12 protein-coding genes are annotated in these 15891 nt (G+C 61.9%); 4 read left to right on the top strand and 8 right to left on the bottom strand.

Features of this window, described 5'->3' with window-relative positions; all coding sequences use genetic code 11:
• Window positions 1-15: 15 nt before the first annotated feature.
• The 5 genes from ABQZ00_RS08960 to ABQZ00_RS08980 all read right to left on the bottom strand — a co-directional run bounded on the left by ABQZ00_RS08960 (window position 16) and on the right by ABQZ00_RS08980 (window position 7223).
• Window positions 16-1677 (bottom strand): tetratricopeptide repeat protein, encoded by a 1662-nt coding sequence (locus ABQZ00_RS08960; protein ID WP_323537041.1) that lies wholly within the window; start codon window positions 1675-1677, stop codon window positions 16-18.
• A 236-nt stretch (window positions 1678-1913) separates the two neighbouring features.
• Window positions 1914-2321, bottom strand: coding sequence for a hypothetical protein (locus ABQZ00_RS08965; RefSeq protein WP_323537040.1), 408 nt, complete (start codon window positions 2319-2321; stop codon window positions 1914-1916).
• Between the two features lie 124 nt (window positions 2322-2445).
• Complete coding sequence (locus ABQZ00_RS08970; protein WP_323537039.1) at window positions 2446-5508, bottom strand: TonB-dependent receptor domain-containing protein; 3063 nt, start codon at window positions 5506-5508, stop codon at window positions 2446-2448.
• Between the two features lie 106 nt (window positions 5509-5614).
• Window positions 5615-6667, bottom strand: coding sequence for a FecR family protein (locus tag ABQZ00_RS08975; protein ID WP_323537038.1), 1053 nt, complete (start codon window positions 6665-6667; stop codon window positions 5615-5617).
• Window positions 6648-7223 carry an RNA polymerase sigma factor gene (locus ABQZ00_RS08980; RefSeq protein WP_323537037.1) on the bottom strand — a complete coding sequence of 192 codons (576 nt, stop codon included), beginning with the start codon at window positions 7221-7223 and terminating at the stop codon, window positions 6648-6650. The genes ABQZ00_RS08975 and ABQZ00_RS08980 overlap by 20 nt, the downstream gene beginning before the upstream one ends.
• Window positions 7224-7410: 187 nt before the next feature.
• On the opposite strand from ABQZ00_RS08980, the gene ABQZ00_RS08985 reads away from it, so the two are divergent.
• Complete coding sequence (locus ABQZ00_RS08985; protein ID WP_323537036.1) at window positions 7411-8073, top strand: LuxR C-terminal-related transcriptional regulator; 663 nt, start codon at window positions 7411-7413, stop codon at window positions 8071-8073.
• Window positions 8074-8220: 147 nt separating this feature from the next.
• Here the strand turns inward: ABQZ00_RS08985 and ABQZ00_RS08990 are convergent, their stop codons facing one another.
• From ABQZ00_RS08990 to ABQZ00_RS09000, 3 genes are all read right to left on the bottom strand, one after another.
• Window positions 8221-8784, bottom strand: a complete 564-nt coding sequence (locus tag ABQZ00_RS08990) for a hypothetical protein (RefSeq protein WP_323537035.1) — start codon at window positions 8782-8784, stop codon at window positions 8221-8223.
• A gap of 98 nt (window positions 8785-8882) precedes the next feature.
• The gene (locus ABQZ00_RS08995; protein ID WP_323537034.1) at window positions 8883-9311 is read right to left on the bottom strand and encodes a hypothetical protein; all 429 of its coding nucleotides are present in this window, start codon (window positions 9309-9311) and stop codon (window positions 8883-8885) included.
• Window positions 9312-9534: 223 nt separating this feature from the next.
• Entirely contained in the window at window positions 9535-9873 is a 339-nt protein-coding gene (locus ABQZ00_RS09000; RefSeq protein WP_323537033.1) for a hypothetical protein, read from the bottom strand.
• 378 nt (window positions 9874-10251) lie between these two features.
• Between ABQZ00_RS09000 and ABQZ00_RS09005 the strand changes: the two genes are divergently transcribed.
• The 3 genes from ABQZ00_RS09005 to ABQZ00_RS09015 all read left to right on the top strand — a co-directional run bounded on the left by ABQZ00_RS09005 (window position 10252) and on the right by ABQZ00_RS09015 (window position 15877).
• Entirely contained in the window at window positions 10252-10707 is a 456-nt protein-coding gene (locus ABQZ00_RS09005; RefSeq protein WP_323537032.1) for a hypothetical protein, read from the top strand.
• Between the two features lie 53 nt (window positions 10708-10760).
• On the top strand, window positions 10761-13316 hold the full coding sequence (locus ABQZ00_RS09010; protein WP_323537031.1) for a TonB-dependent siderophore receptor: 2556 nt from the start codon (window positions 10761-10763) through the stop codon (window positions 13314-13316).
• Window positions 13317-13537: 221 nt separating this feature from the next.
• Complete coding sequence (locus tag ABQZ00_RS09015) at window positions 13538-15877, top strand: type VI secretion system Vgr family protein (RefSeq protein ID WP_323537030.1); 2340 nt, start codon at window positions 13538-13540, stop codon at window positions 15875-15877.
• Window positions 15878-15891: the final 14 nt, after the last annotated feature.

Consider the following 15891-nt stretch of genomic DNA (forward strand, 5'->3'; position numbering starts at 1 on the left):
GGGCGGGCCTGTGCGCTAGCGCATCAGCCTTGAAAGCCAGCTTTTTTTGGGTTGAGCCATTTGCTGGGCCAGCACGTAGTTCTCGCGGACGTCCGCCCTGTCGTCGAGCGCAAGCGAGGCCTCGTAGGCAAGCACCGCAGCACCAAAGTCGCCTGCGTCGAAATGGCTGTTGGCCAGCATCATGTGCAGTTGTGCGACCGACTGCGGATCGTCGCGTGTGATTGCATCGGTGATCTGTTCCAACGCGCGTCGGCCTGCCGCCAATGTCGCCTGCACATCCTTCAACACGTAGTGGCAGTTGGCCTGGTAGTAGCAGGTATAGAAGTCCAGATGGCCACTGTGCTCAATGGCGTTGTAGTCCTGCAGTGCCTGCAGTGGATCGTTCAGGTGATATAGCTGCAAGTAGCCGCGCGCGCTGAGTGCATTGCGAAATACCTTTGCGTCCTGTGCCGCGGCGGCCTGGTGCACCAAGGTGCCGTAGGAGGCGAGAGCTTCCGGATAGGCCTGTCTGTTCACCAGCAGGCTGCAATACGCCAGGTGCAGCTCAAGATCCTCAGGACTGTCCTTGAGTGCTTTCTGGAGAAGATCCTCGTTCATCGCTGATGGGGGCGTACCGCCGAGTAGCGATGCAGCCGGGGCCCGATGCACCGACAGCTTGGCGTAAATGGCCAGGCACTCTTGCTGCATGTCCTCCGGCAACGACTGGTAGGTCTCATCGGCTGCGTCGATGATCTGCAACACGTCCTCGCTCTGGCCGATGCGGTTGAGGTAGCTGCAGGCCGTCTGCGCACAATCGAAGAACAGGGCCGGATCCAGGTCGTAGTGCTGCATCAGCGTCAGGGAACTGTCAGCCGCTTCTTTGACCATGCCGAGGTGGCGATAGGTGTCGCGCAAGTTCTGGCGCAGATACTGGAACTCGCTGTACTCCAGGCCCTGCTGCAGCAGTTTCAAAGCTTCTTCGTGCCGGCCCTGAGCGTTGTACAGCTGGCCCAGGTTGTTGCAGCACATCGCAAAGGTATGGCCGTCCGCATTGAAGGGATTGCCCTCGCGGTGAACAAGGCAGAGGACGTAGAGCGCGATGCAACGCTCATACAGCGCGACTTGAAGTGCCGCGATGTACGCGGCATCGGCGGCGTCATCGCTATTGGCAAGCCATTTGCCCAAGGTGACGCCAGCGCGATAGTAGTTGCTCGCATCTTCGTCGCGAAGGTCCAGCGGTAGCTCGCGAAAGCTGACGCCCGCAGGACGTGATGCCATCTCGAACAGCCGCACCTGCAAGTCGACCTGAGGCTGCAAGGTGTCCGATTGCCGATAGGCCGCGATGGCGCCCGGACGTTCGTCCATCCAGTAGCAGGCGCTGCCTGCCAGCCGATGCGCCAAGGCATTGCCCGGGGCGAGACGGATCGCCTTCTGGGCCCACTCCCAGGTGGTGCGCAGTGCAGTTTCCCGGTTGGCATCGAACTGATCGCTGCAATCGAGGTAGATCGAGCATTGCATCAGCAAGGGCCACTCAGCGCCCTCACCGCGCTCGGCAGCGGCGTGGCATTGCTGAAAAACCGCCGAGATCACCTCCTCTTCCATGTGGTTGAACACGGTGCTTCCAGACCATAGCCGGCACAGCTGTGCGTAGTCGCCGCGGTGAAGCGCCTCTTGGCCGGCTCGGATCAGCGCGTCCATCGGACAATTCTCTGTTGCAAAGCCAGCGGTTGGATGTGTGCGGACGAGAGGCAAGGACGCCTGCTGCGGATTTCAATATTCATTCGATGGTTTGTATGCAGTCTGGAGAGAAGTTCTGCAATCGATAGACCAGCGCGCATGCAACCGTCGGATATCCGAGGTCGTACGGGGCGGGCGGATGGCAGGTGCGTTGATGAGGACCGGCACCCGTGGCCTGGGCGCCGGTCTCCGATGCCTCAGGCGCGACCGAAGCTGACGTCACCGCGCCCCTTGGCGAAAAACGCATTGGCTGCCGGCCGCAGGAGGAAGAACACGACGACCGCAAACAGAATCATGCCGGGGATCAGCGCCAGCTTCGTGGGCGATGTCGCAAATCCGATCACCAGTCCGAGGACGCCCCAACCGATATAGAGCGTTCGTCCCCAGGACTTTCCCTTGAAGAAGGCGAGTGCGCAGAAGAATTGCACGGCCATGCCGAAGTAGCCGATCGCGTATTGAATCCACAGGGGCAGGACGCCCTGTCGCATGATGCTCTCTGCCGCAGCATTGCCATGGGCCATCACGAAAGCGATGACCGATAGCACAGAGGACACGATCAAGAGCCAAGCGATCACGGTGATGGAGGTGGGGCGGGGTGCTTTCATTTCCTTTCCTTGGGTTGGTGTGAACGAATGCCCATTCGGGGCGGGTAGTGCGGGCGGCGTCGCATTGGGATGGACTCGCCGGTACGGGGTGATCGCCAAGCAGCGTCACCGCTCGGGTGGCTGGCTAGTAAATCGACGCGCCACCGAACTTCTGGGTGTACTGCAGGGTGAATCGCCGTCCGATCGTGTCGAACCAAGACACGTCGTAATACGGGTAGACCGTCGCACTGCGATCTACCGGAGGCATGGCGTCGAAGAGGTTCGTCGCGGCGAGCGACACCTGAGTCCGCGCGTTTAAGCGGTATTGCAGCGTGCCGTTGAAGCGGTAGGTCGCCGCGATCCAGGGACTGGCTCCGCTGCCTGGTGCGTAAATCTCCAGCGACGATTCCGCACTCGGAAGACGGCCCAGGCGCTGCCCTTGCAGGCTGGCTGACCACGCATTGCGTGACCAGAGCAGGGTTGCGTTGGCTTTCGTGCGTGGCGCGTCGTAGCCACTGTTGACCGCGAATGCGTTCTCCGTGGCATCGCTGCCTTGAAGCTGGATCCGGTGTTGGTGCACCCAGGTATAGCTGCCGACGAGATCAAACGCTCCTCCACTGGTTTCGATCTGGTAACGCAGGCTGGCATCCACGCCGCTGGTCGTTTCCCGCGCCACGTTGATCGGTGCCACCGAGACCGCATACAGGGCACCGTCTGCATCCCGTTCCACCCGGGCGACTGCCTGTAGGCATGCGCTGGAAGCCGGATCCCGCTGTCCGAGCCGGCACTCGGCTTCATCGCGCAATACGCGGTCTACGCGAAGGTCCTGCACTTGGTCGCGCATGTCGATCGAGAAATAGTCCGCCGATAGGTCCAGGCCTTGCCGAGGAGACCACACCGCTCCCGCAGTCCAGGCCGTGCTCGTTTCCGCCTTGAGATCCCGGTTGCCGCGACGGCGGCGCACCAGCGACTCGTCGTTGAAGCGGCATGCGGCGGTGCTGGCCTGGGCGTCCTGGGTAGCACAGCGGTAGTAGTCCACGCTTGTGGCTTCGTCGTTGCCTTCGCCGGCATAGAGGTAATGCAGGTCGGGGGCACGAAAGCCTGGTCCATAGGAACCCCGCAACAGCAGGCTGTCGCGGGGGCGCCATTCCAATCCTGCGTTCCAGGTGAAGCGACCGGGATGCCGTCCCGTGTAGCGGTACTGGTCGTAGCGGCCGGCCAGGCTGACATTCAAGCGTTCGGTCGCTGGCAGGCGCAACTCGCTGGCCAGCGCCCAGCGATCACGGCTTCCGCTGCCATCGGCATCGCGCCAGCTGTAGTAGTAATACTGCGTCGCCAGGGGATCGGGGTGCAGGTCGTAGGACTGCCCGCCGACTTCGGCCGTCACCGAGAGTGCGGCATTTCCGCCTGGAAAGGCTCCCAGCTGGGCATTTGTCAGTGTGGCCGAGAGGGTGTCCGTGCGGGACCGCGGCGTGTACTGCGTGCGCGCCGCAATGGCCTCGTAGTCCTCGCGGCGCAACGGGGCATACAGGCGAGCGGGATCTGCATCGAACACCGCGGTATTCGAGCCTGGATCCGTGCCGACCGGTTGCCCGAGGAACAGCCCGTTCGCACGCGCAGCCACGATGCGTGGCCAACTGATGCGTGCCCGGTATTGCGAATGGCTCAGGGTCGTTTCGTAGGACCACGCTTCGCCAAGCTGCCCCTTGATGCCCGTCGCAATGCCCAAGGTCTGTTGGCGGGTGTCGATCATGTTGTGTCCCAGCCCCCCGATTTCCTCAGGGGTGAACTGGCGGCTCCAGTACTCGACCTGGCCCGTCGCACGGTTGTAGAAGTCGCCTTGCTCGTTGCCGTCGGCGTCCATGTAGGCCCAGCTGGGCACATCGCGAAGCAGCGATACGGAGTGCGAGCCGAACTGAAGGTCGGCGAACCAGTGCGATGACGCGTCCAGCGCGTAGTGCAGCGACGCATGCGCATTGAATCCCTGGCGCCGATTCAGCACGGTGCCGTAGCCGATGGATGCGGGGCTGCCGCAGTAATAGCCGGCGCCACGCTGGCCGGTCGCTGGATCGACGGCAGCTTGCCCAGTGCGCGCACTGTAGGCGGTGCTGTTGCCGTTGAGTTCCTCCAGCGGCGCGCAGGCCGATTCGCCCGGATCCAGGTAGGCACCGGAGGCATCTGTGCGCAAGAAGGTGCGGCGCGGCGCGGCCGCGCGCTCGGTGGGCGCGTCGCGGGTCGAATCCTGGCGGCTGCGCTGGTAGGCCCAAAGCGGCTGTTGGGACGTGGCCTGCAAGCCGAAGACGCCATCGAAGGCTCCGTGCGAATAACCACTGGAAACCGCCAGCTCCAACGACTGTGCATCGCCGTGGTCAGTCTGGCCCGCACGCACATCCACCGTGGTGCCGTCGGCACGCTGCTTGAGGATGAAATTGATGACGCCAGCGATCGCATCGGAGCCGTAGATGGCCGATCCGCTGCCGGTCAGGACCTCGATGCGTTCGATCAGGCCCAACGGCAGGCCCGAGACATCTGCGAAATTGCTGCGTCCCATGAAGGGCATCGGGAAATCGGCGATGCGTTGGCCGTTGACCAGCACCAGCGTGTGGTTCGGTCCCAGGCCCCGCAGGTCCACCTGTTCCGATCCAGGGCTGTAGTCGGCGTTACCGAGTGACTGCTCGCTCTGTGTCTGGCCAATATTCTGCGTCATGGCGCGCAGCACCTGCGGCACGCTTGCGAAGCCGCCGGCCCGGATCTGCGCGGCGGTGATGACCGCGAGCGGCGCCGGTCCTTCAACCTGCGAGCGGGCAATGCGTGAGCCGGTGACCTTGATCGTATGCAGTGCGACCGGCGCCGATGTGCCAAGGTGCGCGGGCTGCGGCCCTTGCGTCGCAGCGGGCGTGCTCGCGGGTGCCGGCTGCAGCAATACGGCACCGGAGGCATCGCGGTGCGCCACGAGGCCAGTGCCACGCAGCAACTGCGCCAGTGCCTGGTCCGCGGTCAGTGCGCCGTGGGCACCGGGGCTCGATACGCCCTGGATCTGCTGCGGCTGGTACAACAACTGTGTCCCGGCCCGACGTGACAGGGTATCCAGCGCCACGCTCAGCGGGCCGGCGGGGATCTCGATCGTGGCGGGCGTGGCAATTGCCTGCAGCGCGGGCACTGCACAGCAGATCAAGCCGAGCCATTGCGAGCACGCACGAAGCGACATCCGGTCCTTCTTTCCAATTCACGGCGCACCGTTGCGCCCGCTAATAAAGACGATCAAATGCGCGGTATCCCCCATCGAGAAACGCGTGGTACCGCGCAGGCACGCCTCAGCGGGCGTGAAGGATGACCTGTTCAGCGCGTGATTCGGTGCGTATTGGATAGCTGCGTTCGAGCAGCCGCGCGAACCCGTCGGTGTTGCGCCAGCTGAAACGCCCGCCGATGCGCAGCTCTCCCAACTGGGGATCAGCCAATACCAGTGGTCGCGTGTTGAATCGGTTGAACTCAGCCACCGCGTCTCGCAGCGGCGCGTTGGTGAAGCTGAGGTAGCCCGAACGCCAGTCCACCTGCTGCTGCGCCTCGGCGATGGTGCTGCTACGCACGAGCACCCCATGGGGGCCGGCCACGGCGATGCCGCCCGCAGCAATGAGCACCGGCGACTGCGGTCTGCCATCCTTCGGATCGGTGTCCAGGCGCACCGTGCCCTCAGTGACGATCACCCACAGTTCGTCGGCATCGCGACGTACCGAAAACTGTGTTCCCACGGCAACGACGCGGCGCGTGCCGACCTGCACCACGAACGGGCGGCTCTTGTCCTTGGCGACTTCGAAAAACGCTTCGCCCCGCTGCAGCGCGATGTGCCGTTCACGGTGGCTGAGATCAACGCTGATGCGGGTGTCGCTGCCGAGGGTAGACCGAGAGCCATCGGCCAGAGCGAGCGCGCGCAGGGTGCCGGGTGCACTCTGGTAGGCATGGCCTGCTTTTGTCTGCGCGGGCTGGGTGTCATCCAAAAACATCGTGCTAGCGATGGCCAAGCCGAACACCAAGGCTGCGGCGAGCGGCAACTTCCATCGTCGCTTCTGACGCATGGCGTGGTGGGACGATGGATCGACCTGCACGAGCGTGTCATGGGCTGCCGGTGCAATGGCGGATCCAGTGAACCGGCCACGCGCAGGCGGCCCCCATTTGGGCAGGCCAGCAGCGATTGCCTTCAGGCGTTCGGCTTCCCGCCAGGCCGCATCCAGGCGCAGGAAGGCGACGCGGTGTGCCGTGGACTGTGCCAGCCAGGCGTCGAGCTCCACTTGGCTCGTCGCATCCCACCGATCGCCCTCACGCCGCGCCAACCACTGCGCGGCGATCTGCTCAATCTGTCTGCTGTCCATCGCGCGTTGATTTGACTGCCCTGGCGGGCGTCGAAAGCGATGACGTCGGGGAACCGTGGAAATAATCGGCCAGCAGGCGAATACCTTTGGCCATGTGTTTTTCGACGGTCTTCTCGCTGATACCCAGATGCATGGCGACCTCCTTTTGCGACATTTCCTGCACACGGCGCAGCCACACGACTTCGCGGCAGCGATCTGGCAACCGATCGAAAGCATGGGCCAAGCGGGCCAACAGCTGGCGTCCTCCCATCCAACGTTCCGGGGTGCACTCATCTACTAAGACGAGCAGGGCGTCCGGATCACCCACTGCCTCAATGGACACGACGCGGCTGCGACGGATGCGATCCGTCACGAGGTGATTCGCGGTGCTGAAAAGGAATGCCCGCGGGATGTCGGGAAGTTTGCGGCTTGCCGCTTCATAGACGCGGGCATAGATCTCCTGGCGAAGATCGTGCACGTCATCGGGGTTTGGCCAACAACGCCTTAAATAGGCGACTAGCGCCGTCTCGTGGATGAGAATGTGCTGGACGAACCAGTCGTCGACGGCGCTAGACATCCGTCCAGATTAGCCCAAATCAGCGCTGTCCGCACCAGCGACCCGACAAGCATCGGGGGTAGGGAAATCTGCTTCTCGCTCGACTAGGTAGATGAAGCAACGGGCGTTTGAGCTGCGGCAGTGCGTCTTCTTGGCGCATCAACCGCAACGATGCAAACGCAGGAAAAGGCACAAGCAGGGCAGTAGCATGGCAATCGCGGTCTACGTCATTGGACGACATAGGTTGGTGCGCGAGAGCATTGAGATGATCCTTTCCCGCGAACCCGGAATCACTGTGCGCAGCGGTACGGGCACGGGCAAGGAGGCCCTGCAGCAAATTCCCGTGACATGCCCTGACGTTGTGCTTTGCGATCTGACCTTGCCGGACGCCCGGGCCATCGATGTCATCCCGCATCTCATTGGGAATGACGGGATGCCGCGCGTCGTCGTGCTGTCCGAGATGGATGACGGGCCTTGGCCTGTGCGGGTGATGCGTGCGGGAGCGTCCGGTTGCATCAGCCTGAGTAGTGAGGTTCCCGAACTCATGAAAGCCGTGCGCAGTGCCGCTGCCGGTCACTTCTATCTAGGGAGCGCTATCGCGCAAAACCTGGCTTTCAATCCCCAGCCGGCAAGTGGTGATCCGTTCGATACGCTGTCCCCCCGCGAACTGGCGGTTGCATCTCTGCTCGCGCAAGGCATACGGCAAAAAGAGGTCGCTCGGCGCTTGGGCGTGAACTCCAAGACGGTAGGAACTTATAAGGCGAGATTGCAGAAGAAACTGGGGGTTTCCCACACCGTCGCACTGCTGCAGCTAGCCATACGATATGACCGGTTGAGAGAGCTCGACATGTCTTGGCTGCCACCACGATGAAAGACACAGCCTTTGAACAGTGCTTATTTATGCTGATCGCACCAACGGAACGCAAGCCATACGCGCATCAATCGCCTGTCTTGAGTTCGGTCTGTTGGACCCAACATACGAATTACTGCAGCGCGCTGAAGTCATGCAGATCGGGAACTATGGCGTTGTCGCGGGTGGCTTGAACGCCGCAATCCTCACTTGGGTGCCCACGCGCCGACACTGAGAGAACTCATGATCAACCCAGGAACGGCTCACGAGAAAGGTGCTGGTGCCGACATCCTCATCGGTCGGAACCACATCGGTGGTGAGATCCACGGCGTCTGTGCTGGAAGCCAGTGACCGCCCCTCGTTCAATGGATCCATTGCGTTATCGCGCTCGTAGCGCTCTCCCGATCTGACGAGATTGACAAGGTAGATCGCCTTGCCTTCATGCCAGATCATGGACAACACACTCATGCCTGGATCGGCCGTCTCCGGTCGGTCAAGTCGCCGCTGTACGAAACAGAACGTATTCGCCCGGCTGTAGCTTTTCGTTTCAGTCACGAACGCACGGAGCGTAGCCCGGCTCGGCATGCGCTCTGCGTCGGGCCGGGAGAACGACGTGTCGATCGCGGGATAGGGGACGGTTTGCGGGACAGATGCTGCCTGTGCAGGAGATGCAGCAGCCAGGGCGAATGCCAGTCCAAGGCTGGGAGAACTGAAACCTGCAGTAGTGGTCATGGTCCTGCACTTCGTTGATGGCAGCGGTATGGGGAAGGCTGGTTGAAAATTGCCAGCAGGCCGGCATTTCCATTGAGTTTCGACATGGGCATGCTGCGTCAAGGCCCACCAGGCTCGAATGCGTGTCCAGGCAGTCTCTTCGAGCACCACGGACAGAAATTCGCAAACGCATAGTGCTCGTTGATCAGCCAACACGGGTCGAGACGGAACAGCTCGAAGGAGAATCGAATCTCGGCCGCAGGATCTGTCACTGCCTCGAACATGTGAAGGCAGCAATATTTTGCCAGCCGTTCCCGGTGTTCGATCCGTTCTGGGGACTGCGTATCCAGCCAATTGCTGAGCCAATGTTGGCACGACGGGCAAGCTTCCACATGGGCCGCCGCCTCATAGGTCTGTCTGTCTGGAAAATTTTCTTGCTCCACCGAAATCGCGCCCTCAAGCGTCAGTTTCAGTGCGGGATCTGCCTCGATCTGGCTGTGCATCGTCGACACGGTTTGCCTGGCGGAACTGCAGCTAATGGTGGTCATCGGCGGTATGCTGTCATGCTCGGACTCGGACCTGAGCCAAGTCACTGCGTTGATGGGGTGGGGGAGGGAAACCTCGCGCAATTCTGAGGCCGGGGAGGAGCAGGTTCCAACGATGTAGACGGGAGGCATTCCATCGACCGGACCCAAGACGCAACCACGACAGCTCGACATAAGAGGCGTGTGTGCAGTGTTGCACCTCACATTGGTAGCTGCATGGTGTTGCTTAATGATGCTTTCGCGCGCGGGCGGATGCCCTGATTGTCTTGCGGCGTCGCAGCGCAAGGCGCAGTCCGAACACCAGAGTGGCAACGAAAACTCCCACTGCGAGATACGCCTGAATGTAGTAACTCCGACCTTGTTCTGCAGAGAGGTAAGGGCCGACATCGGGCGAGTTCATTTCCAGCAGCAGCCCGGTCAGCCAGAACGCAGGGAGCACCGCTACCGATACCCCCGCCCAAGGTCGCCAAGCGGTGAGCGCTGCACAGACCGCCGATGCCACGAGCGTGATGATCCATATATGCGTCGTAGTGGGCATCTTGTCGCTGACTTCAGCGACGGCCAAGCCCGGCATCAATGCAAGTACCAACCCTGACGCCGGTGCAGCCATTCGATGCATTGAGGGACAGTGGGCGATACGCCGCATCAGTGCAGGCCTGGCTGTAATGCAGTGGGTTGGACTACCAACGCTAACTGGGAGCGCTGGACGATACAAGCGGGGAGGGCGCTCGCGCGCCTGCTGCTGGAGTCATTGTTTCAAAGCGCGGCGGCTTGAATCGATGGCCTCAACTCTGCGGGTGGGGAAATCACTCCCTCGTTCGTCTTGATACAGGCAGGGCAGTTGAGTTCGTGGAGCGGCAATTGGAGTCCGATCCAGCCTGCCGAGCCTCAAACCCTCCGCCTGTCCGTGCTTTCCCTGAACTACCTACCAAGGAAGATGTTGATGAAACTTCGCTACCGCCTGCGCCAGTTGACTGCCACGGCCGTGCTCTTTCCCGTCCTGTTTGCCGGTGCTGTTGCGACGGTCCATGCAGACGCGCCTCGCGCGGAAATCGCCACGCAGGTGAAGACCTATGCGTCCACCGATGGCGTCAAGGCCTGGACCTTGCGTTACGGCCCGCGCGAGAAAAACCAGGCACTGATCCAAGTCACCGATTCCGACAGCACGATCGACAAGAAGATTTTGCTCGCAACGACCAGCACCACGGCCAAGGACACGCGTTACACGGTCCAGCTCAACGGCCGCCCCTACGTGCTGCTGATCCTCACTGGGAGCGCGGGCGAGCTGTATGTCCCCGGCTCGCAGAAGTCCACCTGGGTGCGCTATGACGAAGATCTGTCCGCGCAGAGCAACCCGGAGCACTACCTGACGGACTACGAGCAGCAAGGCAAGCCGTAACCGCCCGGGCTGCGTCCTTGCCTTGCAAGGCGAGGTGAGAAGGATCCTGCTGCTTGCCTGCCGCAGGATTCTGCCGCAGCCAGTCGGTCTTCCCACTGCCATACCGTTTTACCAAGGCAGCCAATCCGAGAGTCCGCTCGCGTATGCAGGGCGGCGCCGAGACGCAACCGCGCGAACCCGGCCCCTCATCGGTCGCCACCGAGGCAAAGGTCGTTCATTCTTGCCTGTCGGAGCCCGGTTCCATGCCCCATCGCGTGCCTTCCATTGTTTCAACCGGCATGGCTGCTGCCTTGCTTGTCCTTGGTGTGTCCGCTCCCGCATCGGCAACCGATGCGCGCGAGCATGAGGCGCCCATTTCCGTCTCGGTTCCCGCGCGACCGCTCGGCGAGGCGCTCAACGAGTTTGCCCGGCAAGCCGGCATGCAGTTGCTGGCGCCGCCTTCGCTGACGGCGGGCAGGCAATCGGTAGCCGTCTTCGGCCGTTTGAGCCGTCGCGAAGCCCTGCACCGGATGCTGGCTGGCACAGGGCTCGCCGCCGAGATCGACCTGCAAGAACGCCTGGTGGTGCTGAGATCCGCGGCACTACCCGCCGCCACCTCGCTTCCGACGCTCCAGGTCACAGCGGATGCACAAGTGCCCGAGCCCATCGGCTATGCGGCGCAGCGAAGCCGGACGGCCACCAAGACCGACACCGCGTTGCTGGAGGCACCGCAGTCAATCTCGGTGATTGGGCGCACCGAAATGGATGCGCGCGGCTCGCTGGACCTGATGGATATCGTGGCGCAGACGCCCGGTGTCTCGGTGGCAGCGTACGGACCGGACAACCGCGGCTGGGAGTACATCGCGCTGCGCGGCTTTCCGGGCAACACCAGCAGCTACAGGGACGGCTTGCCGCAGACGCAGTTCGGCGTGATCTATCGCCTGACCGAGCCGTATGGGCTGGAGCGCGTGGAGGTGTTGCGCGGCCCTTCATCGGTGCTCTTCGGCCAGGGCGACGCTGGCGGTGTCGTCAATCGCGTTAGCAAAGCGCCGCTTGCGGAGCCAGTGCGCGAGATCGAGGTGCAGGTCGGCAGCTTTGATCGCCGGCAACTGGCCTTCGATGTGGGCGGCGTCCTCGGCGATGGCGACGAGCTGAGGCTACGGCTGGTGGGCGTAGGACTGGACAGCAACGACCAGGATCGGTATCCCAGCGGCGACCGCATCAACCGCACACGCATCCATCTCGCACCGTCGCTTCGCTGGCAGCCCACGCCTGCCACGTCGCTCACGCTGCTGGGTGAGTTCATCAAAGACCGATCAGGCGAAGACCCTTACTACGCCAACTTCGTTGATGCTGACGGCCAGCTGCGCCGCGTCAAGTATGGTGATCCGTCGTTCAGTCGCTTCCAGCAAAATCAATACTCGCTCGGGTATCAGTTCGAGCATGCATTCCAGGGCGGTTGGATGCTGCGCCAGAACACGCGCTATACCGACATCGCGCTGGAACGCGATGCGCTATGGGGCGATGCACTGCTGGGGGACGGGCACACACTATCTCGCAGCACGCGCTCCTGGGACGACGGACTCAAACAAGGCTCCGTCGACACGCAGTTGCAGGGCAGTGTGCGCACAGGATCAGCCGAGCACACCTTGCTGTTCGGGGTGGACTGGAACCACTTGCAGGGCACGGCGCTGCGCTTTCGTGGCACAGGACCCAACTTGGACCTGCTTGCTCCGATCTATGGCATGGATGTACCGGCACCGCGCATGCCCATGGCGGATTTCAACCAGGAGATGAATCAGCTCGGGCTGTATGCACAGGACCAGATCCGCATTGGAAACCGCTGGGTCGCCACACTGGGCGTTCGCCACGACCGCGTCACGACCAACACAACCAACCGCCTGAGCGTGCAGCGCATTGCGCAAAGAGACGATGCCTTCAGTAGTCGCATTGGCGTGAACTACCTGCTGGGTGGTGGTTGGTCGCCCTACGCGAGCTACGCCGAATCGTTCCTGCCCACCAGCGGCGTGGACGCCCGTAACAACCCGTTCCAACCCAGTCGGGGCCAGCAGATGGAAGCGGGTATCAAATACCAGCCCGAAGGCGCCAAGAGTCTGTTCACTGCAGCGCTATTCGATCTTCGCAAGACCAACGTGGTCACCTACGACAGCATTACCTCCGATGCCCGCCAGATCGGCAAGCAGCGCTCGCGGGGGTTGGAGCTGGAAGCCAAGGGCGAGTTGGCCTCGAACATGAATCTCACGGCCTCCTACACTTGGCTCGATCTCAAGGTTGTCGACAGCGCGGACGTCACCGAAGTCGGCAAGATCCCGCCCACCGTGCCCAAGCAGACTGCATCGCTTTGGCTGGACTACGCGCTCGCTGGAGGCTTCGGTGTGGGCGCGGGTCTCAACTACGTGGGGGAGCGTCAGAACGACGAAGCCAACACCTCGGCAGAGGGCGGATTCACCCTGCTGGCAGCCATGCTGCGCTATGACACGGGGAAGTGGCGGGTGGCCTTGAACGTCACGAACCTGCTCAACCACCAATACAACACCATCTGCTACCACGGCGAGTGCTACCTGGGAAAAGAGCGCACGTTGACCGTCAGTGCCAAGTACCGTTTCTGATCGGTGCATGTGCGCCCGATGCAGGCGCTGCAACATGGCGAAGCCCTGCTAAAAGCATAGGATTATCATGAGGGAAATAAGAATGGCTTATCTTAAATATAATAAATAACATTTGAATACACATATGCCCTCATGGGGGAAGGGCGCATGTTGTCGGTTGCACGTTAATATCCGCGCCAATTGATACAACTGCGTGTCCTTCATGGGCACGTCCATGGAAAATGACCCGGCGCGTTACGATTCAAACTCCCGTTGGCGATCAACTGCAATTTAGGCAGTTGAAGGGGGAGGAGGCCATCAGTCAATTATTTCGTTTCGATATCGACCTGCTGAGCGACAGCAAGGGCATCGATCCCAAGGCGTTGCTGGGCAAGAATGCCACCGTCGTGGTGGAAACGCAGGGGGGTGGGGTGCGCCATCTCGATGGAATCGTCACGCGATTTGGTATGCAGGGTGAGGATCATCGGTATTACGCCTACCGGCTCGAACTGAGTCCCTGGCTTTGGCTGGCTACCCGCAAGAGCGATTTTAAGATTTTTCAGGGAAAGACGGCCCCGGAAATCATCGAGCAGGTCTTGGGGAAATATGGTTACCCCATGGAAAAACGCCTGACGCGCAGCTATCGCACCTGGGATTACTGCGTCCAGTACAACGAAACCGATTACCAATTCGTCTCGCGTCTCATGGAGCACGAGGGCATCTATTACTTCCATCAGCACAATGCGGGTCAGCACACACTGACCCTGGCCGACGACATCGTCGCCTCGCACAGCCCGTTGCCAGGGGCGGCGGTGATTCCGTTCTACCCGCCGGAGAAGGCGGCGGTCGCTGATAAGGAAAACATCCACGCCTGGCAACTGAGCCAGAGCATCCACTCCGGACGGCACTACAACGACGACTACGACTTTACAAAACCCCGGGCGGACCTCTCTAACATGCGCCAGACCCCACCGGGCCACGCGCACGACAGCTACGAGATGTACGAATGGCCTGGGGGCTATACCGACTTTGGCGACGGCGAAGCCTATGCCCGTGTTCGCCTGCAGGAGAGCCTGACGGGTCACAGCACCGTGCGTGGGCAATCGCGCCACAGGGCCCTTGCCCCTGGATACACCTTTACGCTGGAGAACTACCCCCGCGAAGACCAGAACCAGCAGTACCTGCTCACCGGCCTCGAATACCACTTCAAGGAAAACCCCCAGGTCAGCGCCGCGGCGCCCGGGCCGAAGGGCACGCCGCAGGAGGAGGGTTCGTTTCAGAAGTTCACCTTGCAGGCGCAGCCGACCACGTTGCCCTATACGCCGGCGCGCAACACGCCCAAACCCAAGACCACTGGCCCGCAGACTGCTGTGGTCGTCGGCCCGCCCGGCGAGGAGATCTGGCCCGACCAGTACGGCCGCGTCAAAGTGCAGTTCCATTGGGACCGCGTGGGTGCGATGGACGAGAACTCCAGTTGCTGGGTGCGCGTCTCCAGCAGTTGGGCCGGCTCCGGCTTCGGGGCCATGTTCATCCCGCGCATCGGCCACGAGGTCGTGGTGGACTTTTTGAACGGAGACCCCGATTACCCAATCATCACCGGCTGCGTCTACAACGCCAACAATATGCCGCCGTGGTCGTTGCCGGCCAACGCCACGCAGTCGGGCATCAAGACCAAATCGAGCAAGGGCGGGGCGTTCGGGGACGGCATGAAGAGCGGCGCGGGCGATGCCAACGCCATCCGCTTCGAGGACAAGGCCGGGGCCGAGCAGCTGTGGCTGCATGCGCAGAAAGACCAGCTCACCGAAGTCGAGAACGACGAAGACAAGTGGGTGGGCAACGACCGCAGGAAGACCATCGACCGGGACGAGACCAATGTCATCCACCGGGACCGCACCGAGACCGTGGACCGCAACGAAAAGATCACCGTGCACGGCTGGCGCACCGAGGAAGTCGATGGCGACGAGACCATCACCATCCATTCCAACCGCAGCGAGCGCGTGGATCACAACGAAAAGATCGACATCGGCGACAACCGCGATGAAACCGTAGGGATCAACGAAGACATCCGCATCGGAAGGAACAGGAGCAAGACGGTCGGGCGCAACGAAACCGACGCCATCGCGAAGAACTGGACCACCACGGTGGGCATCCTGAAAACCGAGACCATCGGGGTCGGCTGCATCCAGAGCACGGGCGTGTTCAAGATGACGAACGTCGGGGTTGCCTACAACCTCAACGTGGGCTTCACGATGATGACCAACGTGGGCATGAATCGCAGCGACTCCATTGGCATGGAGCACACCCACACGGCCGGCAAGAAATATGCGCTCACCGTGGGCGGTAGCGGTGGCGGTGCCCCTGGCGCCGCGCCCATGAACATCACCGCACCGTCCGGCGGTGGCGGTGGTGCAAAAAAGAGTTCCAGCCTCGTCATGGACGAAAGCAGCATCACGTTGAAGGTCGGCAAATCCGTGCTGGAGATGAAGGACGACGGCACCGTCAACCTCAACGGCAAACTGATCCAGATCACCGCCGAAGGCGACAACGTAGTGATCAATGGCGAAGACATCCATCTGAACTGAAGTCAATCAGCTCG

The sequence above is a fragment of the Xanthomonas sp. WHRI 10204 genome, assembly GCF_040202875.1.
Taxonomy (GTDB): Bacteria; Pseudomonadota; Gammaproteobacteria; order Xanthomonadales; family Xanthomonadaceae; genus Xanthomonas.